General features: G+C 59.6%; 25 protein-coding genes (1 of these 25 cut by a window edge). 15 read left to right on the top strand and 10 right to left on the bottom strand.

Annotated features, from left to right (window positions below):
* Positions 1 to 219 precede the first annotated feature (219 nt).
* From ACZ495_RS09875 to hisI, 7 genes are all read right to left on the bottom strand, one after another.
* Positions 220 to 738 carry a hypothetical protein gene (locus ACZ495_RS09875; RefSeq protein WP_464262170.1) on the bottom strand — a complete coding sequence of 173 codons (519 nt, stop codon included), beginning with the start codon at positions 736 to 738 and terminating at the stop codon, positions 220 to 222.
* On the bottom strand, positions 642 to 1,127 hold the full coding sequence (locus ACZ495_RS09870; protein WP_464262169.1) for a hypothetical protein: 486 nt from the start codon (positions 1,125 to 1,127) through the stop codon (positions 642 to 644). Before ACZ495_RS09870 ends, ACZ495_RS09875 begins: the two co-directional genes overlap by 97 nt.
* Before the next feature lie 802 nt (positions 1,128 to 1,929).
* Complete coding sequence (locus ACZ495_RS09865; RefSeq protein WP_012624000.1) at positions 1,930 to 2,661, bottom strand: hypothetical protein; 732 nt, start codon at positions 2,659 to 2,661, stop codon at positions 1,930 to 1,932.
* Between the two features lie 2 nt (positions 2,662 to 2,663).
* Positions 2,664 to 3,926, bottom strand: coding sequence for a sulfite exporter TauE/SafE family protein (locus ACZ495_RS09860; RefSeq protein WP_012624001.1), 1,263 nt, complete (start codon positions 3,924 to 3,926; stop codon positions 2,664 to 2,666).
* 380 nt (positions 3,927 to 4,306) lie between these two features.
* Complete coding sequence (locus tag ACZ495_RS09855; protein ID WP_012624002.1) at positions 4,307 to 5,083, bottom strand: YkgJ family cysteine cluster protein; 777 nt, start codon at positions 5,081 to 5,083, stop codon at positions 4,307 to 4,309.
* 501 nt (positions 5,084 to 5,584) lie between these two features.
* A complete protein-coding gene (hisG, locus tag ACZ495_RS09850) occupies positions 5,585 to 6,478 on the bottom strand; it encodes an ATP phosphoribosyltransferase (protein ID WP_012624004.1) in 894 nt (297 codons plus the stop codon).
* Between the two features lie 11 nt (positions 6,479 to 6,489).
* Positions 6,490 to 6,903 carry a phosphoribosyl-AMP cyclohydrolase gene (hisI, locus tag ACZ495_RS09845; protein WP_296984230.1) on the bottom strand — a complete coding sequence of 138 codons (414 nt, stop codon included), beginning with the start codon at positions 6,901 to 6,903 and terminating at the stop codon, positions 6,490 to 6,492.
* A 361-nt stretch (positions 6,904 to 7,264) separates the two neighbouring features.
* Between hisI and ACZ495_RS09840 the strand changes: the two genes are divergently transcribed.
* From ACZ495_RS09840 to ACZ495_RS09830, 3 genes are all read left to right on the top strand, one after another.
* Positions 7,265 to 8,953, top strand: coding sequence for a DEAD/DEAH box helicase (locus ACZ495_RS09840; protein WP_464262168.1), 1,689 nt, complete (start codon positions 7,265 to 7,267; stop codon positions 8,951 to 8,953).
* Between the two features lie 14 nt (positions 8,954 to 8,967).
* Positions 8,968 to 9,483 (top strand): hypothetical protein, encoded by a 516-nt coding sequence (locus tag ACZ495_RS09835; protein WP_083577988.1) that lies wholly within the window; start codon positions 8,968 to 8,970, stop codon positions 9,481 to 9,483.
* A 161-nt stretch (positions 9,484 to 9,644) separates the two neighbouring features.
* On the top strand, positions 9,645 to 10,580 hold the full coding sequence (locus tag ACZ495_RS09830; RefSeq protein ID WP_296984232.1) for a bifunctional riboflavin kinase/FAD synthetase: 936 nt from the start codon (positions 9,645 to 9,647) through the stop codon (positions 10,578 to 10,580).
* Between the two features lie 236 nt (positions 10,581 to 10,816).
* Here ACZ495_RS09830 and ACZ495_RS09825 read toward each other — a convergent pair whose 3' ends face one another.
* Entirely contained in the window at positions 10,817 to 11,308 is a 492-nt protein-coding gene (locus ACZ495_RS09825; protein ID WP_012624009.1) for a type III secretion system chaperone family protein, read from the bottom strand.
* Positions 11,309 to 11,574: 266 nt separating this feature from the next.
* On the opposite strand from ACZ495_RS09825, the gene ACZ495_RS09820 reads away from it, so the two are divergent.
* The 4 genes from ACZ495_RS09820 (at position 11,575) to ACZ495_RS09805 (ending at position 16,658) form a co-directional block, all read left to right on the top strand.
* Positions 11,575 to 12,399: a histidinol-phosphatase gene (locus tag ACZ495_RS09820; protein ID WP_464262167.1), complete on the top strand. Its 825-nt coding sequence runs from the start codon at positions 11,575 to 11,577 to the stop codon at positions 12,397 to 12,399.
* 385 nt (positions 12,400 to 12,784) lie between these two features.
* Complete coding sequence (locus ACZ495_RS09815) at positions 12,785 to 13,666, top strand: c-type cytochrome (protein ID WP_394026487.1); 882 nt, start codon at positions 12,785 to 12,787, stop codon at positions 13,664 to 13,666.
* 2 nt (positions 13,667 to 13,668) lie between these two features.
* Positions 13,669 to 15,048, top strand: coding sequence for a c-type cytochrome (locus ACZ495_RS09810; protein ID WP_012624011.1), 1,380 nt, complete (start codon positions 13,669 to 13,671; stop codon positions 15,046 to 15,048).
* A 2-nt stretch (positions 15,049 to 15,050) separates the two neighbouring features.
* A complete protein-coding gene (locus tag ACZ495_RS09805) occupies positions 15,051 to 16,658 on the top strand; it encodes a c-type cytochrome (RefSeq protein ID WP_464262166.1) in 1,608 nt (535 codons plus the stop codon).
* Between the two features lie 308 nt (positions 16,659 to 16,966).
* Here the strand turns inward: ACZ495_RS09805 and ACZ495_RS09800 are convergent, their stop codons facing one another.
* On the bottom strand, positions 16,967 to 17,728 hold the full coding sequence (locus ACZ495_RS09800; protein WP_012624013.1) for a VUT family protein: 762 nt from the start codon (positions 17,726 to 17,728) through the stop codon (positions 16,967 to 16,969).
* 77 nt (positions 17,729 to 17,805) lie between these two features.
* On the opposite strand from ACZ495_RS09800, the gene era reads away from it, so the two are divergent.
* From era to fliQ, 7 genes are all read left to right on the top strand, one after another.
* Positions 17,806 to 18,729, top strand: a complete 924-nt coding sequence (gene era, locus ACZ495_RS09795) for a GTPase Era (protein ID WP_012624014.1) — start codon at positions 17,806 to 17,808, stop codon at positions 18,727 to 18,729.
* A 3-nt stretch (positions 18,730 to 18,732) separates the two neighbouring features.
* Entirely contained in the window at positions 18,733 to 19,446 is a 714-nt protein-coding gene (locus tag ACZ495_RS09790) for a YggS family pyridoxal phosphate-dependent enzyme (RefSeq protein ID WP_012624015.1), read from the top strand.
* Between the two features lie 143 nt (positions 19,447 to 19,589).
* On the top strand, positions 19,590 to 20,228 hold the full coding sequence (locus ACZ495_RS09785; protein WP_012624016.1) for a flagellar basal body-associated FliL family protein: 639 nt from the start codon (positions 19,590 to 19,592) through the stop codon (positions 20,226 to 20,228).
* Between the two features lie 295 nt (positions 20,229 to 20,523).
* Positions 20,524 to 21,096: a flagellar motor switch protein FliN gene (fliN, locus tag ACZ495_RS09780; RefSeq protein WP_012624018.1), complete on the top strand. Its 573-nt coding sequence runs from the start codon at positions 20,524 to 20,526 to the stop codon at positions 21,094 to 21,096.
* Positions 21,089 to 21,754, top strand: coding sequence for a flagellar biosynthetic protein FliO (gene fliO, locus ACZ495_RS09775; RefSeq protein WP_296986662.1), 666 nt, complete (start codon positions 21,089 to 21,091; stop codon positions 21,752 to 21,754). Before fliN ends, fliO begins: the two co-directional genes overlap by 8 nt.
* The gene (gene fliP / locus ACZ495_RS09770; RefSeq protein WP_049757349.1) at positions 21,687 to 22,481 is read left to right on the top strand and encodes a flagellar type III secretion system pore protein FliP; all 795 of its coding nucleotides are present in this window, start codon (positions 21,687 to 21,689) and stop codon (positions 22,479 to 22,481) included. Before fliO ends, fliP begins: the two co-directional genes overlap by 68 nt.
* A gap of 91 nt (positions 22,482 to 22,572) precedes the next feature.
* Positions 22,573 to 22,842, top strand: coding sequence for a flagellar biosynthesis protein FliQ (fliQ, locus tag ACZ495_RS09765; protein ID WP_012624021.1), 270 nt, complete (start codon positions 22,573 to 22,575; stop codon positions 22,840 to 22,842).
* A gap of 413 nt (positions 22,843 to 23,255) precedes the next feature.
* On the opposite strand, the gene ACZ495_RS09760 is transcribed toward fliQ, so the two are convergent.
* A complete protein-coding gene (locus ACZ495_RS09760; protein ID WP_012624022.1) occupies positions 23,256 to 24,062 on the bottom strand; it encodes a TrmH family RNA methyltransferase in 807 nt (268 codons plus the stop codon).
* Positions 24,063 to 24,198: 136 nt separating this feature from the next.
* On the opposite strand from ACZ495_RS09760, the gene ACZ495_RS09755 reads away from it, so the two are divergent.
* Positions 24,199 to 25,222, top strand: the 5' portion of a protein-coding gene (locus ACZ495_RS09755) for a lytic transglycosylase domain-containing protein (RefSeq protein ID WP_464262165.1). The gene runs 644 nt beyond the window's last position; the window shows 1,024 of its 1,668 coding nt (coding positions 1-1,024); the start codon lies at positions 24,199 to 24,201; its stop codon lies beyond the right edge, outside the window.

The raw sequence follows: 25,222 nt of genomic DNA, 5'->3' as shown, positions 1-25,222 counted from the left end.
CTGGCGTTGGCTGGCTGTCGCCGGGTTGTCCGTCACTGGCCGATTGCTTCGGCAGGGGGCGGCAGGGCAGTGGCCAGGCAGGCGGGTGGCTTTGTATGGGCAGCAGCAAGGGGAATGCCACAGAGTTTTTTGCGTAACCGGCCGCCGGGGCAGCTTGGGGCGCGGATTGTACGCGACAAAAAAACTGTTGCAGGCTGCTGTGTCCAAAGGGGCCGGGGGTCAGGCAGTCAGGCGGGATTTACTTGCGCTTGTGATCTCGGCCGGGGCTTCGTCTTCTTCATCCTCGGTGTCATCATAAAGCTCCAGGCAGGCCTGGAGGCGTTCAGAGCCGGTGGCGAGAATGTCATCCCATTTAAGATGCGGACTCTGGGAAAACCAGTCAAGTTCTTCGGTAAACAGCAGCCGCAATGCGGTTCCCTGATCACACAGGCTTTTGCAGGTACCCATTTTTTTGGAAAGAAAGATGTATGGAGGGTCCGAGCCTGCAGCCTTGTTGGGTACAACAAAGAAAAGATATGTGGAAGCCAGGGTTATGGCAGAAATATCATCCGGCAGGCAGGCACAGGCTCCACCCGCGGAAAGATTGATCAGGGGAAGCGGATTGGGGTGGCTGGAGGCGTAGTACTGGGCCAGCAGGTCTTTCAGTTCCGCCCGCGTGGTGGGGGGATTGTCCAGCGGCGTGATGCCGGCCAGGCGGCTGCGGTCTTCATTCCACGGAACCCTTTTATGGCGGCGCATCTGCCGCACTGCGCAACTGCGGGCAAGGCGCAACCGCAGGCTGCGCAGGTCGCCTTTTTCATCCTTGACCTCTTCCAGCGCACCATGCCCGGCCCCTGGTAGCCCATGCGGCTGATGCCGGATTCTTCCCGCTGTTCCAGGCTGAAGAAAAATTCGCAGGTATTTTCTTCAGCCTTGCTTTTGCCCTGCTGGACTTCTGCGTGGCGTGGCACAAACAGCACTTCGCGACCCTCAACATTGCGCAGCCTGCCGTGCATGACGATATCTGTCGGTTTGCCTTCACGTGGCAGACAGCACTTGATGCGCACTGTTACCCGTTGGCGCATGGCGCGGGCGAATGCTTCCGTGGTATTGGAGTTCCAAAGGCAGTAGGAGGTAGGAGCCGTCATGAGGCACTCCGTTCCGCGCTTGTCCAGGCAGACGAAAATCGTCCGCAAGGGCGGATATGTCGTTGGAGCCGGTACACAGGCTCCTGTTCATGAACGCATACGCGAATGGAGAAACTATAGAACTGCAGTAGAGTTTTAACTAATACCCGTAAATATATACGCCAGGCTTATATGCCCGTCAATAATTGCAGACAGTACTATTGCGCATACAGCAGTGCTTTGCCACGCTTCTGGTGCTGCCCGGTTTGCAAGGGGACGGATATTTTTCGGCCGTCCCGTTCATGCAGGCAGCCGTGCCGGGAGCACCTGGATTGCTCCATGCTGCCCGTGGGACCCGCGCACAGGTACGCAGGCAGGAAGTGCGCCCTGTTACAGTTGATGCGGTGTTTTTTTCTTATGCGCAGCGAAGCATGGCAGTGCGTTGCGCGCAGGCCCGGGTAGTTTTATATCGACCGGATATGCATTTCAGAGTTTTTAAAACGCTCGCCCGGTGGCTGGCAGCACACGCTGTCAGCGGTATTTTCCTTTACCTGTGCGCCCGCTGGCAATGCCCGAAGCTGCATCGCGCTGCTGTGATGGACGCATATGCCCGGAGTGTCAGAATACTTGGTGAAGGTAGCAATGTTATTATAGCGTATTTTGCATCTTGCGGCGGAGGATATCAGAAAACCTGTTTGGCGTAAAGGCTTTTCGGCCGTACCTGCAAGAGAGGCCCCCTGCACACAGGGGGCCTCTGATCAAAGGCTCGCTTGCCTTCCCGGCAGGCTTTTTCTGCAGTGCCACCGGAATGGCGCTTGTTCGGCTAGCTTTCCTGCTTGACCTTGGACTTGGTCATGGCAAGGCCCAGGCCTTCAAAAAGTTCGAAGATGGCGAAGCCGTACCACAGGGTGTAGAGCACATAGAAAATGAGCATGGCGCTCATAAGCACGAGGTGTTCGGAAACCTTGGCAGCCGGTACACTGTAGAAGTTGTTGCCCGGTTCAATGGCGCGGCGCAGCACATGGTCGACCACCTGCGATTCGACAATCTTGTGCTGTTTTTGCAGTTCCTTGATGGTGGGTGAAAGCACGTACCACCATGCCGAGGCTACCTTGAGGGCAGGCTCGCCATCATACTTCTGCGCCACGGCTGCGGCGTCATTGTTATAAAGATTGTCAGAGTCATCAGTGGCCGAAGCCAGTATCAGGCCAAGATTGCCGGAAAAGCTGACTTTGCCGTCCTCGGCGCTTACGTTGGTCGCGCCGGACTTTTCAAGTATCATGGCGGCCAGCGGAGCAAGGTCGCCCTTTTTGAGCTTTACGGTAATCTGAACGTCCTTGCCTTCGACGCTCTTGAGGTTTTCACGCACACCGGGGATGAAGTAGGACGAACCCTTGGACAGTTCGTTAAATACGTTGTCCGCATACTGCAGGCCGGTGACATGGTTGCCCAGCTCATCCTTCATGATGGGCATGAGCATGATTGCAAAAAGGATAAGAAACGAAATCAGCAGCAGGCAGCCTCGAATAAAGGGCGCTTTAGCATGTACTAACATAATCAGGCCTCCCCTCTGAGCTTACCGATGTTGGCGAAGAACTTGCTGAAGACCCAGATACCGAAGAATGCCACAACGACCCAGAAAACGACGTTGCCCACACTTTCAATAATGCCCACAACCTTGGGCGACCAGTTGAGCACTTCCATTTCCACCAGTTTTTTGGGCAGGGTGGCCGCGCGGTTGATAAAGCCCGCGATGATGGAGATGGCGTAAAAGCCGCGGATGTGGATGCCCTTGACCACCTTGGTGGTCAGAGCGCCGACCTGGATGCCCAGCAACGAGCCGAGCAGCATGCCGATGGCCAGGGTGTAGAAGACATAGCCGTAAATGGCATACTGGCCGATGGCCGCAAAACCGGCGGTGAATATGATCTGCAGGATGTCCGTTCCTACAGTGGTCATTGAAGACACGCCGAAGATGTACACGAACATGGGGAAGGTGACGAAGCCACCGCCCACACCCATGATGGCGGCCAGCAGGCCTACAAAAACGCCGCCCGCGGCCACAATCCAGCCGGAAATGCGACGGCCGCCGGGTACGAGGTCTTCGTCAAAGGAAATCATGGGGGGTACGCGCAGGCCCTGAAGCTTGACGGAAATGCCGGTCATGCCGGAGCTGCCGCCGTGGGCATCCTGGCTTGCCGCCGCGCCGCCGCGCGAACTTTTCAGAAAGTCAAACAGGGCATAGAAGCCGAGAAAGCCCAGCAGAACAGCGTAGATGCTGCTGATGAACAATTCGGAAAGCAGCGGGTCGGCGTTATACAGGCCCTTGTTGATGGCCCCGCCGATGAAGGTTCCCACAACCGATCCGCACAAAAATGCAACGGCCAGTTTGCCTGATACGTTGCCGAGTTTTTTGTGGACGGTTGTGCCCATGATGGCCTTGGCGAAAATGTGGAACAGGTCAGTACCCACCGCCAGGATGCCCTTGACGCCCACGGCCATGAGCGCCGGGGTAATGATGAAACCGCCGCCGGCGCCGATACACCCGGTGATGAGACCGGCGGCCAGGCCCACTGCTATGGATGCCAGAAAGATGTTTGTGGTGTAAAAGGCTGGCGCATAGGCGGTTTTGCCGCCCAGCATTTCGTGGTACTCATAGGCTTCTGCCAGGCAACCCGCAAGAATGGGAACTGCCAGCGCCAGCAAGAGAAGCAGTTTTTTGCGGTTTTTGAGAATGGAAGTGGAGACTTCCAGGTCCCATTTGGCGTAAGCCCTTGAGCCGCTCAGCAGAAACTCGTAAACTTGTCTGCCAAAACTCATACTCTCCTCCAATACGATTGTGGCCGGCCAACGGCCGTAATCATGGCCCCAACAATAAACGCGCGCGGTCACAGGCGGCTGCGCGGCGCGCCCCGGTGCAGCCTTGTGCCCATAACCAAAAGCTTTTCTTGAATAAAAAAGAAGAGCTGACGGAAATTTCCCCGCGCACAAAATCACCCTGACATATTCTTTGGTTTTTGTAAAAGAAATTTATCACGAGCGGCATTTTTTTCATGGTTTACAAGGAATAAAGTACCCCTCACGTGGTGCTTTTAAGAGCTTTTATCCAAGCTCTTGTCACTAAAGAACAAAAATACGCATCGTTCTGCTTGGTTTCGTGTGATTTCAGGTGTTTTGTCGTGTTATTGTGAAAAAACACACTATTGCTTTTTGGCAAGTCCTTCACTTTGCCCGAAAATCACAAGTTCCAGCCAGTCCAGCGCGAAGTCCAGCGCCGCCACGTCGCCTTCGGGGCTGTCCTGCATGACTGCGGCCTTGCGCTCTTCGCTCGTGTCCACATGGCTGAATATTTTCATGGCCGTCACAAGCTCGCGAAAACGGTCAAGCTGGAAGAGGCAGAGCACCGTCATGGTGGCCATGCGCGGCTCCAGCGGCTTGCCTGTAGCCCGCACCAGGGCCATGAGGCGCATGTAACGATCATTGGCCCTGTTGAAGGGCTGCAGTTCTTCGTTTTCCATCCATTGATGGGGAGTGCGGCTGACGCCCTCGTCAAAGCCGTGGCAGTGGGCCTCGCGCACCACGAAAAAGCGTTCGGCAACGCCGTCTGCGGCCATCTTCGTGCCGCGCCCGATGGGATAATAGCGGCAGGCTCCGGGTCTGTCTTCATATACGGAGCAGCCTGCGGGGCTTACAAAGGGGCAGGGTTCGCCGGGGCCATCCTGCATGCGCAGCATGGGCAGGGGAAAACCCGTGTCGGGAAAGGAGCGCATGGTGGTAAAGGTCGCAAGAAAATCCTCGCTGGTCATGCCCATATGCCGGCGTAGCCGCAGGATGTCGTATGGCGTGAGGGGGAGGGTCAGCTCCGCACAGCAGCGGTTGAAACAGGGAACGCCGGGGTGGCAGTCAAAACAGAAGGTTTCAGCGGGTCCCAGTTCCGGCAGGGTGTCGAGAAATTCGCGGCTGGCGTCATTGCTCATGAAGGCTCCTTATGAGTTGCGGGCATTGCTGGCCCGGCGGCTTGCGGGGGAGGCAGGGGAGAACGGGCGCGCATTGCGCGCCGTGATTTGAAGCGGTTGCAGAACGAGAGTGCTATTGTTTTTACAGGCGCCCTTACGGCGGCGAGGGCAGGTGTTCGCCTGGCGCAAGCGGGTTCAGCCGTTGCCCGAAGGCCGTGCAGATGAAGCAGCGGAATGCGTTTACCCTGTGGGACGGCCTGTATTGCCGGAATGGTTTGTGCCGTGCCGCCACGGGCGGGTTTTGCTCTCCGGCCGGAAGCGTGACTGTTCCGGGATGCGCCCTTGGCGCATCCCGGAAAACAGACGGCGTTCGGGTGTCAGGGGTGAAGGCCGCCCGTGACGGCACGGTCTGGATACGGTTGCCGCCTGAAGCCGTGATTTGCAACGGGTACGTCTGCCTGCGCCTGTTGCGCGGCACTTTCGACCCGCCTTTGCCTGCGGCATTTCAGGGGTGAAACGCTCCTAGATAACTTTGTTCAGGGCGTATTCGATGATGCCTTCCGCCCCGGCTTCGCGCAGGCGCGGTATAAGGTCGCGCACCACATCAACCTGCACGACAGACTCTACTGAAAGCCATTTTTCGTCCCGCAGGGGAGAAACTGTGGGCGAATTGAGCGACGGCAGCATTTCAAGGATGAACGCCAGATTGCCCGCCGGGGCGTTCATTTTGAGGGCGACCAGATTCTCTGCCCGCAAGGCGCCCTGAAGCAGCAGGTCGAGCTGCTCGATCTTGGCGCGCTTGGCCGGGTCGGCCCAGGCGTCCCTGTTGGCGATGAGCACAGGGTAGGACAGCATGACGTCATCAATGATACGCAGGCCGTGGGCGCGGATGGTGGTGCCTGTTTCGGTCACTTCCACAATGCCGTCGGCAAGGCCTTCCACAACTTTGGCCTCTGTGGCCCCCCAGGAGTAGAAGACATTTACGGGGACGCCGGCCTGTTCGAAATAGCGGCGGGTAAGGCCTTCAAGCTCGGTGGCGATGCGTTTTCCCGCCAGGTCGGCGGCACACTGGTAGGGGGCATCGCCCGCCACGGCCAGCACCCAGCGGCAGGGGCGGTTGGAAGTTTTGGAATACACCAGGTCGGAAACGCGCACCACCTTGTCTTCGTGGTTGCGTTCGGTGAGCCAGTCAAGGCCGGTTATGCCCACATCCAGTACCCCGGCTTCGATATAGCCGCCGATTTCCTGCACGCGGCACAGCGAGGCCGTGATTTCAGGATCGTTGATGTCGGGAAAGTAGTTGCGCGTATGCTTGCGGATTTTCCAGCCCGCACGTTCGAAAAGATTGATGGTGGCTTCTTCCAGCGAGCCTTTGGGCACGCCGAGCTTGATGATAGGTTTTATGTCCGCGCTCATGATTCTTTCCTTTATACGCCGTAAACTTTTTGGGGATCAAAGACCATCGGGGCGCACTCGCTGACGGCGCCATCCTTCCATTCCCGGTAAAAGCAGGTGCGCCGTCCCGTATGACAGGCCGCGCCGCCCACCTGGTCCACAACCAGCAGTACCGTGTCGCTGTCGCAGTCCAGCCGCACAGCGAGCACTTTTTGTATATGCCCCGAAGTGCCGCCTTTATGCCAGATCTTTTCTCGGCTGCGGCTCCAGTAGTGAGCCTGGCCGGTCTCAAGGGTTTTACGCCAGGCTTCTTCATTCATATACGCCAGCATGAGCACCTCGCCGCTGGCGTGGTCCTGTGCGATGGCGGGCAGAAGGCCCTTGCTGAAATCGGGGGTGAAAGCCTCGCCGGGGGCGGCGGAAGACTGCGGTTCGGGGGCTGTCATGGTCACTCCTTGAAAAGGCTGCGCCCTGAGCGGCCCGTTACGTGGGCGTTGTTGGGCGGCAAAGGGAATAAACGTACTCGTAAGAGGCATGGGACGCAAGCATCACATGCATGCCGGGCCGTGCACCGGGGCGTACTGTCTGTATCGGGAGGCGGTGGCACTGTTGTTTCACCTGTGACGCATTGGGCGCTACTGGGTTTTTTGCCTGTCCGGGCGGCCTGGCCCATGTGTGCATCTGCGGCAGGGCCTTGCGGGCCGTTTGGCGGGAGCGGATGGGCGAACTTGCGCAATCCGGCTCGCTGTGGCATGCTGACCCGTTAGTAGTTTCATATCTAAACGCGGCGTTCCGCCGGGAAAATATATGCCTGAACATCAATCAAACAGCACGCCAGACAGCAGTTCCACGGCGGTGGAAGGCACATCTGCGCGAGATCCGGAAGCTCCCCTTGAAGGGCTTTCCGTCAGTGAACCGGAAGATGCCCTGCCCAGGGTGAACCTGGAAGACATGCCCGAAGACATGCGCACCGCCTGCGCCCGCGCCGGCTGGCAGGGCCTCATGCCTGTGCAGTCGCTGGCGTTGCCCTACCTGCTGGAAGGGCGCGATATCATGGTGCAGTCACGCACGGGCAGCGGTAAAACGGGCTGCTACCTGCTGCCCATGCTGCCCCGGCTTTCTGCCGACCTCAAGGCTCCCCAGGCGCTTGTGCTGGCCCCCACGCGGGAGCTGGCCGTGCAGGTGGAACGTGAGGCCGCCGTGCTGTTTGAGGGCACGGGCATTGTCACCGTGGCCGTTTACGGCGGCGTGGGTTACAAAAAGCAGATGGACGCCCTGCGCAACGGTGCGCAGCTTATTGTGGGCACCCCGGGCCGTGTGCTGGACCACCTGCTGCGTCGCACCCTGGACCTCGGCGACCTGCGCGAACTGGTCTTTGACGAGGCCGACCGCATGCTTTCCATCGGTTTTTATCCCGACATGAAGGAGATACAGCGCTATCTGCCCAGGCGGCGCATCCACACCTGCCTGTTCTCGGCCACCTATCCTCCGCATGTGCTCAAGCTCTCCGGGGAATTCATGGCCGAGCCAGCCATGCTTTCGCTTTCACAAAATGAAGTGCATGTGGCCGAAGTGCAGCATCTCTTCTGTGAAGTGAAGCCGATGGACAAAGACCGTGCGCTGGTGCGTCTGCTTGAGACGGAAAATCCGGCGTCGGCCATCATTTTTTGCAATACCAAGTCCAATGTTCACTATGTGGCCGGTGTGCTGCAGGGCTTTGGCTATAATGCCGACGAGCTTTCCGCAGATCTTTCGCAGTCGCGGCGCGAAGCTGTGCTTGAAAAAATCCGGCAGGGCAAGCTTCAGTATCTTGTCGCCACGGATGTGGCGGCGCGCGGTATTGATATTCCCGAACTTTCCCACGTGTTTCTGTACGAGCCGCCGGAAGACCACGAAAGCTACATCCACCGCGCCGGGCGTACTGGTCGTGCCGGGGCTGCCGGTACCGTCATTTCGCTGGTGGACGTCATGCAGCGCATGGAGCTTGACCGCATTGCCAAGCATTACAAGATCGGTCTTATCCCCCTGCCGCTGCCCACGGACGAAGATGTGGCTCATGTGGCCGGCACACGCCTGACGGCCATTCTTGAAGGCCGCTTCCGTAAGCTCACGGGGCTTGAGCGTGTGCGCGTGGAACGCTACGCCGCACTGGCGCGCGAGCTTGCTGCAGAGCACGATGATGAAGAAAGCGTTTTGCTGCTGGCGATGCTGCTGGACGAAGCCCATCAGGAAAGCCTGCGTGAAAACCGTTTTCCCGACCAGTCTTCCGGCACGGCCGGGCAGCAGGGGCGTGCCGGTTCCGGCGGCCGTGGCGGCAGAAGCTCCAGAGGGAGCAATGGCCCCAGAGGCGGTGCCGAGCATAAAGAAGAGGGCGCTGCCGAGGGCTGTTCCCGGACCGGAAAACGTCGTAGACGCTCTTCACGCCGCCGTGACGGCGAGCAGGGCAGGGAGGCCGCGCCCAGGAACGCGGCAGGCAAAACGGATACCGCTGAGTAAGCAGACGGGGTTCTATGCGTCACATGGACGGTACACCGGTCGCGCCCGAAGGTGCATCCCCGGAAACAACGCCGGGCGATGCTCTTGCAGGCACGCCGCGGCAGGCTCTGGACAATTTTGCGGCCCTTTTTGAGGACGCAGACTTTACCGTGGAACTGGACTATCTGGGGGTCGGCCGCATGCAGTTTCTGCGCCGCCGCCAAATGCTGCTGGAGCTGCGCGGCCTGTATGTGGCTCTGTGGCGTCTTGCGCTGGCCCGGTCTTTTCCGCAGGACGCCGGGCAGATGTTTGATACGTTTCTGCAGGAGTACAAGGCCGGGCACAAGGACAGGACCAGCGCACAGGTGCTCGTGCGCGCCCGTGAATACTGGGGCATGCTCGAGCCTATGGGCGATGGGGACTTCAGCGAGGTGGCCCGCCACCTCACGTCTTTTTTTGCCCGGACAGACCAGGGAGACAAAAGCGTCAACCTCAAGCTTGTCCTGCATATCCGCAAGGTTTACCAGCTCATATTCGACAGACTTATCTGACGCTGTTCCGGGGCGCGCCTGCATTTGTGCCGCGCATGCCCCGGCCTTCGCCCGTGCCGACAGGCCCGCGCCTTACGCGATTGCGCCTGTCCGGCGGCTACGGCCCGGGCTTGCGCCAGTAAAAATTCACATGTGTACTTTTGCTTTGGAACCGGCAGAACATGAATATCGCACACTCCATTGAAGAACTGGATTTTTCGGAAAACAGCGGCCTTACCATCGGCAATTTTGACGGTGTGCACCTCGGGCATCAGGCGCTCATCCGTCATACCCTGGACGTCTGTTCCGGCGAAGGGCTGACGCCTGTGGTCATGACGTTCTGGCCCCATCCGCGCCAGGTGGTCATGCCCCATCTGGGGCATATGCCGCTGACCACGCGGGAAGAGCGCTTTGCCCGGCTGGAAGCGCTGGGCGTGCGCCATGTGCTGGAACTGCCTTTCACGCATGAACTTGCCGCTCTTGATGCCGCGGGCTTTGTGCGCGCTTTTCTTGAGCCTTTGCGGCTGCGCCATCTGGTGGTGGGCTATGACTTCAGCCTGGGCCGCGACCGTGGCGGGCATGTGGACGTGCTGCGCCGTCTGGGCGCGGATGCCGGATTTTGCGTGGAGCAGCTGCCCCCTGTGGTGGTGGACGGCACCGTGGTCAGTTCCACCACGCTGCGCAAGCTCATAGACGAGGGCGATGTGCGCGAGGCTGCGCGTCTGCTTGGGCGTTTTCACGGTTTCAGCGGCCAAGTGGTGCATGGCGACGGGCGCGGGGCTGGGCTGGGTTTTCCCACAGCCAATCTGGCCCGTCCGGAAGTGGTCATCCCCAGGGCCGGGGTTTATGCCACTCTAGCCACTCCGGCCGGGAGTGAAAAAGCCCGGCCGGCGGTAACCTGCATAGGTTGCAAGCCCACCTTCGGCGAAAATGAGCTGAGTGTGGAAACTTTTTTGCTCGAAGGCGGCGGCGACCTGTATGGGCGGACGCTGCGTCTGGACTTTGTAGAGCGGCTGCGCGGTGAAAAACGCTTTGACTCCGTGGATGCCCTCAAACTGCAGATCGCTGCGGATGTGGAGCAGGCGCGGCGCATACTGGCGGCCTTTGTCCGGCAGTAGGCGCGGGGCCGATGTACAAGAGACGCTTTGCCGTCAGGCCGGTATGGTAATGTACATGTATGGTGTTGCGCGGCGGCAGCATGCCTGTGCCGGGTGCACGGATTGCAATGCTCCGGGGAGCAGGCGGCACGGGCCGGTCCTGATGGACCGGCCCGTGCCGTTTTTTATCTCTGCCGCTGTTTTTTCAGCCACAGGCACACGTTCGTGCGCGCAGCCGTAAGCCAAGGCGCCAGGTGCTACGAGGGATTCTTTTTGGACTGCGCGGCAATCACCTCGGAGAGATGCCTGAGGGATGTCTTCCACAGGTCAAAGATTTCTTCCAGATTTTTTTGGGTCATGCCGTAGCGCATGAAGACGTCCATTTCCATTGTCAGATCCTGATCCTTGTCAAGGTAGGTTCTGGTGTACACTTTCTGGGCGTTCCACTTGTTGACTTCAGCCATGGGAAAATCTTCTGTCTTCCACATGCCGATGAACTGCAGGGCGCTACAGCTCTTGCCATCGGTACAGCCTGAAAACCATATGGCGTATTTGATACCATCCATACGGCCCTGGATGAGGGGCGTACCCTTGGATGTGGAGCTTAGCTCTGCGCTGCCGAAGCCCTTGGCGATTTCGAGTATTTTCTCCTGGTCGGAGGCGGTAATGATATCGCTGTCGGCCATGGCTCCGGCGGCAAAAATACAGGTCAGGCACAGGCTCAGTACGAGCGTTAAAAGTTTTTTCACGGGTATCTCCTGTAATATTGATGGGGGCATTCCGGCAGGAACCGCCGGATAAAAGGTAAAAGCCGGCGTTGGCAAATGCTTTTCGGGCAGCTTTCGATGCCAGTATACAAAGCATTTTTTCTTTGTAAACGCTTTTGATTCCTTATACGAATATCGACCGATGTATGAAACATGGGCTTACAGATATGCGGATATTGCCGTATTCCGGCCGGGAGAGGGCCACGCCGCGGGTGGTTTTTGTCCGGGCTTTGGCGTATGCACAGACGATGATACGCGCTGATCTGCATAACCACACCCTGGCCGCCCACGGCCAGGACACCGTGAATGACATGTATAAGGCGGCCAGCAAGCGACATGTGGACTGGTACGGCCTCTCCGAACATTCCCCCCTGCCGCCAGGTTATTCCTGCCCGCTCTACAAGGGGGACCTTAACGTGACCTTCCCCGCCTATGTGGAGGCTGTGCTGGCGCTCAAGGACAACGCTTTGCCCGGCGGCCCCCGGGTGCTGCTCGGTATGGAGCTGGACTGGCTGCCCGTGAATATGGGGTGGATGGAAAGCCTGCTGGGGCGATATCCCTTTGACTATGTTATCGGCGGGCTGCATTTTGTGCATGATGTACCCATAGGCTCTCCGCGCAGCTGGGGCGAAGGTCTGGCCCTGCCGGAGCGCTTTGCCCGTTATGAAGCCTATTATGAAGAAATGGCCCGGCTTGCAGCCAGCGGGTTTGTGGATGTGGTGGCTCATCCGGACTTTATCAAGGTCTGCTGCTATAACGATTTTCAGGACTGGCTGCGCCAGCCGGGCAGCCTGGATATTGTGGCGCGCGCTCTTGAGGCCATGCGGCAGCAGGATGTCGCCATGGAGGTTTCTTCTGCCGGCTTGCGAAAGGCTTTTCACGAGCCGTATCCCGGTCCGGCCATTATGGGCCTTGCCGCTGATCTGGGGCTGGATATCTGCTTTGGTTCCGATGCCCACGCGGCCGCCGAAACCGTATCCCACTTCGACGATCTGGCGCGCTACACCCGCTCGTACGGCTTCAGCCGCAACCGCATAGCAGTAGGGCGGGAGCGGCGCTGGCTGGAATTCTGACGCATAAGCCTCCTGAAGCAGTCCCTGGGGTATACCTGCATTTCTTGCGGATTCGCCGGGTCGGCAACGACTGTCTTCTGTCCATTGCCCGGCTGCCCGGCCAACCCCGTTGAAGGGATTGCAGGGCGGTGGCGGTGCGCCGTCCACAAGTCCGCAGCGCAAAGCTGTTTTTGCGCGTCCTGTACAGCCCGCGCCTGTTCGCCGTCTGCAAGGCGAGCATTTTCAGCTACCTGTGTTGACAGGGAACTGTATTTCTGAAATCTATACTGAGACTATTCATTCGCCTTATCTGTAAGTGCCGCTATAGTTGAATTCCTACCAAATTACATAGTATTGCCTTCAAGTCATACCGGGGCAGGTAGAACAAGCCCCAGCAGGAGAAATCATGAAAAACCGCAGCGTGTACCTGGGGCTTGTTCTGGCAGGCGTACTGCTTGTCTTCGGCGTATGGGCGCTTTCTTTCTTCGGCTCGACGCTTTCCATAGAAAGGGTGGCTCTTGATTCCGATGCCGCGACCACAAGGATTGCCGTGCCGTCGACTCAGGCCCTGTTCAATCCGCCTCGTCCCGAAGACGCGCCGGAGAGTATCCGCGAGGAGGTCATGCTCGGCTACAAGATCATGACTGAAACGAAAAAATACGCCGGCCAGTATATCGGCAAGGACAGTCAGCTTTCCTGTTCAAGCTGTCATTTCGAGGGCGGCCGGTCCATGGAGAGTTTTTCGCTTGTGGGCGTGGGGGCGACCTACCCGCGCTACCGCGACCGCAATGAATATACCATTGATCTCGGCATCCGCATTCAGGGCTGTTTTGACCGCAGCATGAACGGCACGCCGCCGCCGCTGGACAGCCAGGTGATACAGTCGCTGCTGGTGTACCTGCAATGGATTTCCAAAGATATCCCCGTCTACGCCAAGCTGCCCTGGGCGGTACCCGAAAGTATGGACAATCCCCACAAGCCTGATCCGGCCAACGGCGAAAAGGTTTATAAGGACGTGTGCGCCCGCTGCCACGGTCTTGACGGCGAAGGTACGGACATTGCCCCGCCCGTGTGGGGCGACGGCGCATACAATGACGGCGCCGGCATGCACCGCATCCGCACCCTTTCCATCTTTGCCTGGCGCTTTATGCCCAAGAACGCGCCTTCCCTGACGCAGGAAGAGGCGCTGGATGTGGCGGGCTATATCCATGAGCAGCCCCGGCCGGCCTTCAAGTCCACCCATTCCGACAAGATCGTGCGGCTTATCCCCCTGACGGAAGGGAACTAGCCATGATATTTCCCATATTGCATATACCGGGACTTGGCGATGGCATGACCATCGCCCTGGACGCCGTGCTGCACGTCATCATAAGCCACGGCCTGGCTATCGGTCTTATGACCATGATCATCCTCTTTCAAACCCTCACATGGATGGGCAAGGGAGAGCACTGGGCAAAAATCAGCCGCAGCCTGCTCGGCCCCACCGTGGTGGTCATTACCTCCGTGGGCGCTGTAACGGGTGTGGGCATCTGGTTTATCACCAGCATTCTCGCACCTGAAGGCATCGGTTCGCTCATCCATCTCTTCTTCTGGCCCTGGTTCATAGAGTGGGGGGCCTTTACCTCTGAAGTCATCCTGCTGCTCATCTATTATTACCTGTGGGACAGGCTGGCGGAAAAGCAGCCCGGCAAACTGGCCGCGCTGGGCTGGGGCTATGTGGTCATGGCTGTTTTTTCGGCCATTCTCATTTCAGGCATCCTGGGTTTCATGCTCACGCCTGACGGCTGGCCCTGGGGCCAGGACTTTGATCAGGCCTATTTCAACCCCACCTTTGCGCCGCAGGTCTTTTTGCGCCTGGCAGCCGGGCTTGCCATCGGCTCTCTGCTGCTCACGGCCTGGATTGCCTGGCGCTTCAAGGGAACGGCACAGGAGCGCGGCAGCGCCCTGCGCCTGTCCGGAGGCGTATTTCTGGCCTGCGTGGCCGTAGCCGGAGTGAGCGCATGGGTATATTTCTCCCGCGTGCCCATGACCTATCTGACCCACTGGAAGTTCGCGGTAGCCACGTCATACATGTCGCAACTGCCGGACTTTCTGCCCACTCTCAATGCCGTGGCCGTGGGTGTGCTCTGCCTTGCCGGTCTTGTGGCGATACTGCGCAGCCGCACGGCAAGCCGTATCCTCTGTATTCCGGCCCTGCTGCTTTGTGTGTTCATGGTTATGGAATTTGAGCGTATTCGCGAATTTGTGCGCGGGCCGTATCTTCTGCCCGGCTATATGTACGCCAATCAGGTGCCGCTGGTGGAAAAGCTGGCCCTGGACGAAAAGAATGAAAATTTTCTGCCGCGCATGCGCTGGGTAAACGACAACGGCAAGCTGCCGCCTGACATGGTTGCCGGGCAGGCCCTGTTTGCCGCCAACTGCGGCGTATGCCACACCAATGTCAAGGGCGGCCTCAACAATATCGGCATCCGTGTGGCCGGGCGCACCCTGGACAGTCTTAATGCCATCATTGACATCACTGAAAATCTCGGCCCCTTCATGACGCCCTTTACCGGCTCTGAATCGGAGCGCCTGCTGCTGGCCAATTACATTTATATGCTCGCGGCGGAACAGGGCTATATCAAGACGCAGCAGGCCCATACGGGCCGCGCCGCCGGGGAGGTGAAGTAGTCATGAACACGTGGACCGATCTTTTCCTCCTGCATCCCCTGTCCGAAGGCTGGCAGAACGGCCTGCTTTTCATCTCCTTTGGCTTGCATCTGCTTTTTGCCCTGCTGATCGTGGGTACGGCCATTCTGGGCTTTGTGTTTTTTCTTCAGGACTGGCTTGACCGGGATCAGGCCGGGCAGGCATGGAACAGCCGTTTCATGCACACTCACCTCGGCCTCAAGAGTCTGGCTGTGGTGCTTGGCATCGCGCCCCTGCTGCTCGTGCAGATCCGTTATTCCTATTCTTTTTTCACCACCACGGGGCTGTTCGCCTACGCCTGGCTGGCGGTTATTCCCCTGCTGATCGTGGCCTTTCTGCTTATCGACGCCTTTAATCACAGCATGGAAAGGCGCGCCTGGCTGGCCTTTTTTTGCGGGGTGGTGGGCGTGGGCGCACTGCTTACCGTGCCTGCCGTCTTTACCGGGGCGCTGGCCCTTATGGAGCGGCAGCATCTGTGGGCGCAGTTCGGGCAGAGCGGCGGGCAGGATTTTGCCTCCATGCCCGCCCTGGCGCCGCACTGGCTGCTGCGCTACCTGCATGTCATCGGCGCGGCGCTTGTGCTTGGCGCGGCCTTTCAGCTTTTTTTCTCTACCCGTAATAATCCGGAAAAAGCCCCGCGCCTGCGTAACTGGATTTTCGGCGCGATTCTGGCGCAGGTTCTCATAGGCATTCCGTTGCTGTTCACCGTGGCTGCCGAGCTTGACTGGACCATCATGACGGCGCTCATGATCGGCGCGCTGGCGGCCCTGCTGGCCCTGTGGGTACTGAGGCCGGGGCAGCCCGCGCCATGTGCGGGGGCCGGTACAGATGCGGCGTTGCGACCTGCGGAGGCGGCGGCCCCGCGCAGTCTTCTCTGGCTGTTGCCCCTGGCCTTTGTGGCCATGCTTGTGGGCCGCCAGTTCATCCAGGATCAGGCGATGAATCCCGCTCAGGCCGCCAACGATGCCTATCGGGCCGAAAGGGCCAAGGCCCTTGATCCCTTCCGCCAGCCCGCGCTGGATGGCTATGCGTTCAAGCTCAAGACGGTCTATGACAACGGCGACACCATCTATGATCAGGCCTGCGCGCCCTGCCACGGGCTGGAAGGCAAGGGGGACGGCCCCGTTGCCGGGCGGCTGCTCATCCCGGCTGAAGATATTGCCGCCATACGCGCCAACAGGGACTATGTGTATACGCTGGTACGCGATGGTGTACCCGGATCGGGCATGCCCTATTTCCGCCTTTACGACCGTGAAAAAATCGAAATGGTGCTGGACACCATGAGCGAGCGCTTTGACATGTTCGGCAAGGCCGATGTGGACCCCGACCGCGAGCCGGACAGTGATGCCATGATTGTCTGGGCAGAGTCCTGCTCGGTCTGCCACGGCGTTGAGGGCGAAATAACGGAATTCGGCCATACGCTGCTGCCGCCCCCGCCGGACCTGCAGCAGTATTCAATGACACATGCGCGCGCTCTGGAGGTCATCACCAACGGCTATTCCGGCACGGTCATGCCGCCGTTCCGCCATCTGCCGCAGGATGTGCTGGAAGACCTGACCATCATCAGCAATACCTTCAGGGTAGAAAAATAGGCAGAACGCTGAAACCAGAACGCTGAAACCAGAATGCCCCGGAGAGAACCACGCCTTCAACGGCGTTCCTCTTCGGGGCATTGCTGTGCTGTGTTTGCACCCGCGGGAAAAGAAAGCGGCGCATTGTGGAATATACCGGGCCGGATGCAGTGCCTTCCGTACACGCGGACACTGCGGGCATGCCCCGCATGTGGACTGGTGATTGCCGCGGCCCTTGCTGCCCGTAACGCTGAACCGCCGGAGCACGTTCGTTGTGAACATGCTCCGGCGGTATGTTTTTCAGCCCGGAAAAGCTGTTGCAGACAGGCTCAGGCCTGCACGCCCATGGCGTATTCGCGTTGTTCGCGGCGGCGCACCAGCCAGAAGACCAGAAGCGCGCCAAGCAGCTTGCTTGCGCTCATGGTGATGATTGACCAGGGTGTGGCGAGGCCTATGATGAGCAGAAAAACGATGCTGTCCAGAGGCGCACCCACCAGGCTGGAAATAAGTATGCGCTGCGAGAAGGGGCGGTTGGTAAAGGTATACAGTGCCCAGTCGCCCAGTTCACCGATGGCGAAGGCCGCGGCGCTGGCCAGGGCAAGCTGCGGCGTTGCCATATACCAGCTCACTACGCAGCCCACCAGCATGGCCCACAGCACCTTGTGCCCCACCCGGCGCTGTGCGTAGTCGCGCACCACAAAGATAAAGCCTACCACCAGAGACAGCGGCGGCCACATTTCACCATTGGGCAGTTCCACAAGGGGCGTGACGGCAAAAGCGTAGTTTACGCCCACGATAAGAGCGATATATGTAAGAAGGGTAAACATGGGCGCGAGAGTAAGCGCTGGCGGCATGACCGTCAAGGGGGTGCAGGGGGTGCGGGGCCTTGCAGCTTGACCGGAAGCCGCGGATATGGGACAGAAAAGCAGATTTAGCATGTATCTGGGGCTGGTTCTGAAAACGTCCGCTGCAAAAGCCGCCTTGTTCCATTCGTCGGCATTGCGGGAAAAACCCCATCCCGCCGTATCCGGTACGGCCTCGCCCGGCAGGTTGTTTTTGCCGTGCGAAAGCCCGCTTTGTGCGGGCGGCATGCACTTGAACACAGCCCCTTGAAAAACTTTGCGCCCCTTGTGCGCAGCGTAGGCCGGTTGTCCGGCCAGGAGACGTAATGACCGACCTGCACTACCGTTGCGGATGGGTGGCTCTCATGGGTCCGCCCAATGCCGGCAAATCAACACTGCTCAATGCCCTTCTGGGGCAGAAGGTGACCATTGTCACGCCCAAGCCGCAGACCACGCGCAACCAGATTGTGGGCATCCTCACCGATGACGATGCCCAGACCATTTTTATGGATACCCCGGGCCTTACCCAGGTGCGCGGGCGGCTGAGCAAGACCATGATCCAGGCTGTATGGCAGAGCCTGAACCAGGCCGACATCATCATGCCCGTGCTGGACGCCCATCTCTACATCCGCCACCCCGAATTTCTTGATCGTGACCTCGCCCCGGTGGCCCAGGCCCTTGCCAGCGAAGAGCGCCCGATGATCGTCGTGGTTAACAAGGTGGACCTGTTCGGTGATAAAAGCCGCATGTTGCCCCTGCTGACCCGGCTGCATGAAATGTGGCCGAGAGCCGATATCTTTCCCATTTCTGCCCTGCACAAGGACGGGCTTGCCGACCTGGTGGAGCTTATCCGCAAAAAACTGCCCAAGGGCCAGGCCCAGTTCCCCGAAGACCAGATATCCACCGCGCCCCTGCGCTTCATGACGGCCGAAATTGTCCGCGAAAAGCTTTTCATGCACCTGCGGCAGGAGGTTCCTTACTCCGTGGCCGTGGACGTGGAAAGCTGGGAAGAGGATGAAGAACGCGGGCAGACCGTCATTCATGCCACCATCTACGTGGCCCGGCCCATGCACAAAGCTATGGTCATCGGGCGCGCCGGGCAGTCCATCAAGGCCATCGGCACTGAAGCCCGCAAGGACATTCAGGAACTCGTGGGCGGCAAGGTGCATCTGGAACTGTGGGTCAAGGTGCGCGAGCACTGGACGGAAGACACGGCCTTTCTGCGCGACCTGGGCCTTATGGCGGAGTAGGGTATGGAACTGCTGGATCGCTATCACCGCGTGCTGGAAAGGCTGGACGCCGCCTGTGCCGCTGCCGGGCGGCCCAGGGAAGAAGTCTCGCTTGTTGCCGTATCCAAACTGCACCCGGCCTGCGATGTGGCCGCCGTGGCCGCTGCGGGGCAGGTGGATTTTGGTGAAAATTATGTGCAGGAAGCCCTGCAGAAACGTGAAGAGCTGGAAGCTGCCCCTGCAGCTTCTGCCCTTCATGTCCGCTGGCATATGGTCGGCCACGTGCAAAGCCGCAAGGCCGGGCAGGTGGCCGGGGCCTTTGCGCTGGTACATACGCTTGATTCGCGCAAGCTGGCCGACGCTTTTGAGCGGCGGCTGGCTGATGGCGAGGCCCGTCAGGCGGTGCTTTTTCAGGTGAATATTGCCTCTGAACCGCAAAAAAGCGGCATCATGGCTGCAGATTTACCCGCTTTGGCCGATTATGTACTTGAGAGCTGCCCGCATCTTGATGTCCAGGGCCTCATGTGCCTGCCGCCGGTCTTTGATTCCGGCGATGCCGCACGGCCCCATTTTGCCCTCCTGCGTGAACTGCGGGACGGCCTGCGCGCCCGCACCGGTCTGCCCTTGCCTGTCCTGTCTATGGGAATGAGCGGCGATTTTGAGGCGGCCGTGACCGAAGGGGCCACCCTGGTACGCATCGGTACGGATATTTTCGGGCTGCGCCCGGCCAAAACCTAGCCTCTGGCACAGTGTCTGCATTAGCTGTGGGGGCCGGTTTTTGCGGGTGGCGCGGAGGGATCCGGCTGCGCAGGTTTCGCCCATAAAAATCGCACGCGGCACGGCATTGCCGGTATGTCCGCGTCAGGCCAACGGAGTTTATTATGGCGGCCAAGGAAAAAGACGCCCCGGCCCTGCCCGAAGGGCAGGCTGAAAGTCCCAAAAAGAAGTCCCGGCTCAAGCGCATTGTCATTATTTTGGCAATACTGCTCATGACCTTGAGCGGAGCGGGGCTTGGCGGGTACTGGTGGCTGTATCTGCGCACACCGGCCAATGGTGCTGCGGCTTCGTCGCCGGAGGCGGCAGGCGGAGACCGGCCCGTGGAAAGCGGCGCGCCTTCCGGAGCAGCGTCGGGCGGCCATGCCGCCGCCGGTCTGCCCGGCGGGCAGCCTGCACCCGGTACGGATGTGCGCATTGAACGGCAGAGCGACCTGCCCCGCAGCGGGGGTATGGTGCTGCCGCTGCCCCCCGTTACGGTCAATCTGGCGGACCCCTCGGGGCGGCGCTATCTCAAGATGGGGATGGAAGTGGAGGTGAACGCCGATGTGTCGGCGGCCCTGCAGGCCAATAATGCCCGCATCCGCGATGCCATCATCATGCTGCTGGCAGGCAAGAGCTATGCCGATATAGCCAGTCCCGACGGCAAGGTGCTGCTCAAGGCCGAAGTGGCGGCGCGTCTCAACCAGATTCTGGGTGCGCAGCGCGTTGTTCGTGTATTTTTTACGGATTTTGTGGTGGAATAGGCCGGGCCTCGGCATGCCGGGCGTGTCCGGTGTCACGGCACACGCATCACACCTGCACATCAGGCATCAGGTATATTTTTTTGAGGAAGCTCCCTCAGCCCGCGCAGGTGCGCCGCTGACGGGGCGGGCACTGCTCCAGCCCTTGCGGCAGGAGGCCGTGCATGACGAGGGCCGCGCCGGCTGCTTGCGCGGCCAGGGGCTGGAACCGGCGTCCAGCAGCTTTGAGACCGCATGCGCTTTCAAAGTTAATCTGTTCTAGAGCAGCTTTTCTTACAATGCTCTAAAGAGGTGACCTATGTCTCAGGAAGATCAGGACGATCTGGCCGCCCAGTGGGAAGCCGAACTTGCCAAAGAGGCTGAGACCGCCGCCGCTCCCGCTCCCGATGCGGCCGGAACCGGAGCAGGCACTGCGGCTGCCGGGGCTGATGCCCAGCACCTGGCCGATGAGGCGCTGGCCGCCCAATGGGCCGCAAGCATGGCCGAAGAAGAGGAAAAACAACCACATCAGTCCTTTGGCGGCGCGGGCGCGGGCATGGGAGGCCAGGCCACGGATGCCCACTTCAAGGATATGACCGAAATGGCGCGGCAGCCCGGCGATAACAAGCTCAAGCGCGAGCTGGATTTTATTCTTGATATTCCGCTGGACGTGTCGGCGGAACTGGGGCGCACCCGCCTGCTTATCAACGAGCTGCTCCAGCTGGGGCAAGGCTCGGTGGTGGAACTGAACAAGCTGGCAGGCGAGCCGCTGGAAGTGTACGTCAACGGCAAGCTGGTGGCACGCGGCGAGGCCGTGGTCATTAACGAAAAATTCGGCGTGCGCCTTACCGACATCATCAGCCCCATTGAAAGGGTGAAGCAGCTTGGCTAGCCTTGTGCATGCCGTATCCGCGGCGGGCGCTCTGGCCCTTTCCGTCATTGCTCCGGCATCTGGCGTGGCGGGCCAGGCCGTGCGCGGCACAGTCGGGGCGGCAGCGCCGCCAGCGGCTGATTCGGGCGTTGTTTCCGGCCTGTCCGGCGGGCTGGAACAGATTGTGGAACATGCCGCGGAGCTGGCGCGGCAGGGCCTTGGCGCTGCGGCCCAGGCAGCAGGCCATGTTGCCGAAAATTTCGGCGACAGTCTGGAAAGCGGCCTCGCGGGTGATGTGGCAGGCAGCGCGGCGGCGCATGGGGCAAGCCTTGGCGGAAGTTCTTTTTCGTGGGGTGGCTATGCGCAGGCCGTGGGCATACTTTTTCTTCTGGTGGCGCTGCTGTGGCTGGTGGTCTGGCTGGTGCGGCGCTTCGGCAAGTTCAATTTCCTGCCGCGTCCCGGTGCGCTGCCCAAGGGGGCGTTGGTTATGGAGGCGCAATTGCCGCTGGGGCCGCGCAAGGGGCTGATGGTGGTACGCTTCTTGAATAGAAGGTTGCTGCTGGGCGTTACCGACCAGCACATAACCCTTCTGACCGAGGAGCAGGCGCAGCATGAGCCGCAGAACAAGGATTTTCAACACGTCATGGAAGAAGTGGCTCGCGGGGCTGACAGCCGCTAGCCTTTTTTTCTGGCTGCCTCACCTGGCCCATGCCGCACAGGACATGGCCATGCCCACCTTGCAGCTTACCTTGGCGGGCGGCGCCAAATCGCCTGAAAAAGTCTCCATACTGCTGGAAATTCTCTTTTTGCTGACCATTCTTTCCGTGGCCCCGGCCATCATGCTTACGGTCACCAGCTTTACCCGTATCATCATTGTTTTCAGTTTCTTGCGTCAGGCAATGGGCGTGCAGCAACTGCCGCCCACGCAGATTCTGGCAAGTCTTGCCATTTTTATGACGGTCGTCATCATGTTTCCCGTGGGCAGGCAGATCAATGACGACGCCCTTCAGCCCTACCTCAATGAGCGCATCGACTACAGGGAAGCCCTGGACAAGGCCCAGGCTCCGCTGCGTTCCTTCATGTTCAAGCACACGCGCGAAAAAGACCTTTCCATCTTCTATTCCATCAGCAATATGGAAGCCCCGAAGAACAAGGAAGAGGTTCCTACTATGCTTCTGGCGGCGGCCTACGTTATCAGTGAGCTGAAAACGGCCTTCACCATCGGCTTTCTCATCTACATTCCTTTTCTTGTGCTGGACATGGTGATTTCCAGTGTCCTGCTTGCCATGGGCATGATGATGCTGCCGCCCATGATGGTCTCCATGCCGTTCAAGCTGCTGCTTTTTGTGATGGTGGACGGCTGGAACCTGCTGGTGGGGTCGCTGGTCAACAGCTTTCTGCTGTGAGCGGGCGCAGCCGCAAGTGCTCTGGCATCAATCTTGAATTAAAAGAGCCGCCGGTTGCGGCAGTGTCAAAAAAATCCTGTGAGGTTACGCCATGTCTCCTGATTTTGTTATCGGCTTCGGCCGCCAGGCCATCGAGCTGTGTCTTATGATGGCTCTGCCCATGCTGGGTGTGGGGCTGGGCGTGGGAGTGATTGTGAGCGTCATTCAGGCCGCCACTCAGATCCAGGAGATGACGCTGACCTTCATTCCAAAGATTGTATGCATGTTTCTGACCCTGCTGCTGGCCTTGCCCTGGCTTATGGAGCGCATGATCACCTTCACGCGTGATGTCTTTATCAATATTCCAAACTATGTGCGGTAAGCTGAAAATGTGGCGCGGCAAACACGGCATGCACGCCGCCGGGAAAGTATCCCGGCGCGATCAACAGCAGGCGATGCTTCATGTATCGGCTCTGGTATAATCCGTACTGTGTACAAAAGAGCGTATATGTAGCTGGAAAATGTGCGGATCAGGGTAAGTCTAGAGAAAATTCAGAGAGATTCTGTCTTTTAACAAGAAAAGGAAATGTCAATGACATTTCCTTTTCTTGTTGTCTGAAACAGCAATCGTATGTAGGTTGGACCCCGTATGCATCCGTGGCGGCAGTGCGGCAGTGCGAATTTCTGTTGCCGCCGACCGCTACAGTGGGTGCAGTCCCCCTGCGCGGCGCGGTGAGGGCCGCAGGCGCATCAGGGCTGGCGGGCGCTGCCGGCGGCCGTCAGGTCGGGCGGGTTTTAGGGTTTGAGCCGCGCGGCGGTCAGGCCCAGCAGGATGGCCCCGGCCTGGGCCACGTTGAGCGAATCGAAAGACCGCGCCAGCGGTATGCGCAGCATGTGCGCGCACCGTTTGACAATGCCCGGGCGCAGGCCTTTTTCTTCATTGCCCAGTACCAGAACGGCGGGCAGGCGCACAGGCTCGGCAAAAGCGTCCACACTGGCAGGCCCGTTCTGGCCTCCGGCACCGTAAATCGTCAGGCCCGCTTCTTCGGCGCTGTCCAGCGCATGCCCCAGATTGGTCACGCGCGCTACGGGCAGATGCTCCAGCGCACCGGCAGCGGAGCGCCGGGCGGCAGGGCCAAGGTAGGCGCTGTTGTGGCGCGGCAGGATAATGCCCGCGCCCCCCAGGGCGTACAGGGTGCGGCAGAGCGTACCCACGTTGCCGGGGTCCTGTACCTGGTCAAGGGCCAGGATTATGGGCAGAGGGGCCTGTTCCACGGCTGCAAAGATATGCTCCAGCTCACAAAAGCTGGTCGCCGCCAGCCGGGCCACCACTCCCTGATGGGCCACGGCGTCACGCCCGGCTTCCCGCGCATCGCCGCGCCTGGGACCGCCGGGGCGGCACAGCCGGTCAAGCGCGGCCTGTTCCACCAGCGTGAAGCGGATATCATTTTTCCGGCAGAGGTCTTGCACCTCGCGGGCTTCGGGGCTGCGAAGCCCTTTCTTGCAGAATACGCAGTCAACACGCTGCGGGTCGCTGGACAACAGCTCCAGCACGGGCTTGAGTCCCGGCAGAAGCGGGGCTTCTTCAGATTGTATATGCATGCGCGCCTCCGCGCGGGGGCAAACGGCGGCCACTGGCTGCCGGGCTAAAAATATAGATACAACGGGCGTTCACGACCATGCGGCTGTGTACGCACCTTCCCGGCGCATGGCAAGCCGGGCGGACAAGGAGTGCATTATGACGGAACATACTATGGGCACTGTCGCGCAAGGACGCAAGGGGGCAGGTGCCGGTATTCGCCTTTGTGTGCTGGCTGCCCTGTGCTGCCTGCTGCTGGCCGGAGGCTGCGCCTCGCGCCAGGGCGGCTCGGGTGGCGGCGGTGCTTCTTTTTCCGTCCCTGATGACGATCCCACGCCCTTGAGTCCCAAAGAGGTCGCTGCCCTCAATTCTACCGGGCATGTTGATAAAAGCCTGCCCCCGGAAGCTATGGACGATGTGGCACGTCAATATAAGTATTTTTTGCGCAAGGGACGCAATTCCGTATGTGTGTTCTCGAAACGCGCGGAAAACTACCTGGCCTATGCCCGCAAGGTGTTTCGCTCGCGCGGCATGCCCGAAGAACTGGCTTACCTTGCCATTGTGGAAAGCGGGTACAGGGTGGACGCCCGTTCGCCTGTGGGCGCTACCGGAGCCTGGCAGTTCATGCCGCCTACGGGTGAGCGCTTCGGGTTGACGCAGAACTGGTTTACTGACGAACGCCTTGACCCGTACGAATCCACGGAGGCTGCGGCGGACTATCTGCAGAAGCTGCACGAGTATTTCGGCGACTGGCCCACGGCCATCGCGGCCTATAACGCGGGTGAAGGCAAGATCGGCCGTGCCAAGGCGGGTACAGGCGGCAAGGATTTTTTTGAGGTCAAGGCCCGCAATCACATGCTGGATGAAAAAGCGCAACTGCGCGATGAGACCAAGCAGTATGTGCCGCGCTTTCTGGCAGTTACAAAAATCATGCGTAATCTGCCCGAACTGGGTTTCGAGCCGATCAGTCCCGAAAGCGCGCCCGGCGTGCTGCGCCTTACGGCGCGCCCCGGAACCGATCTCAACGGCCTGGCTGATGCCTGCGGCATGAGCTGGGGCGATTTTACTTCCTATAACCGTCATCATAAACGCCGTATTACTGATACGGACCGTTCCACCTTTGTCTATGTTCCCGCCAGAATAGAGCGCCAGGCCACGGCCTTTCTTTCTTCGCCCCGTTGCA

The organism is Desulfovibrio sp. GTC20076, from assembly GCF_055385905.1.
This window is presented reverse-complemented; position numbering and strand designations above follow the sequence as displayed.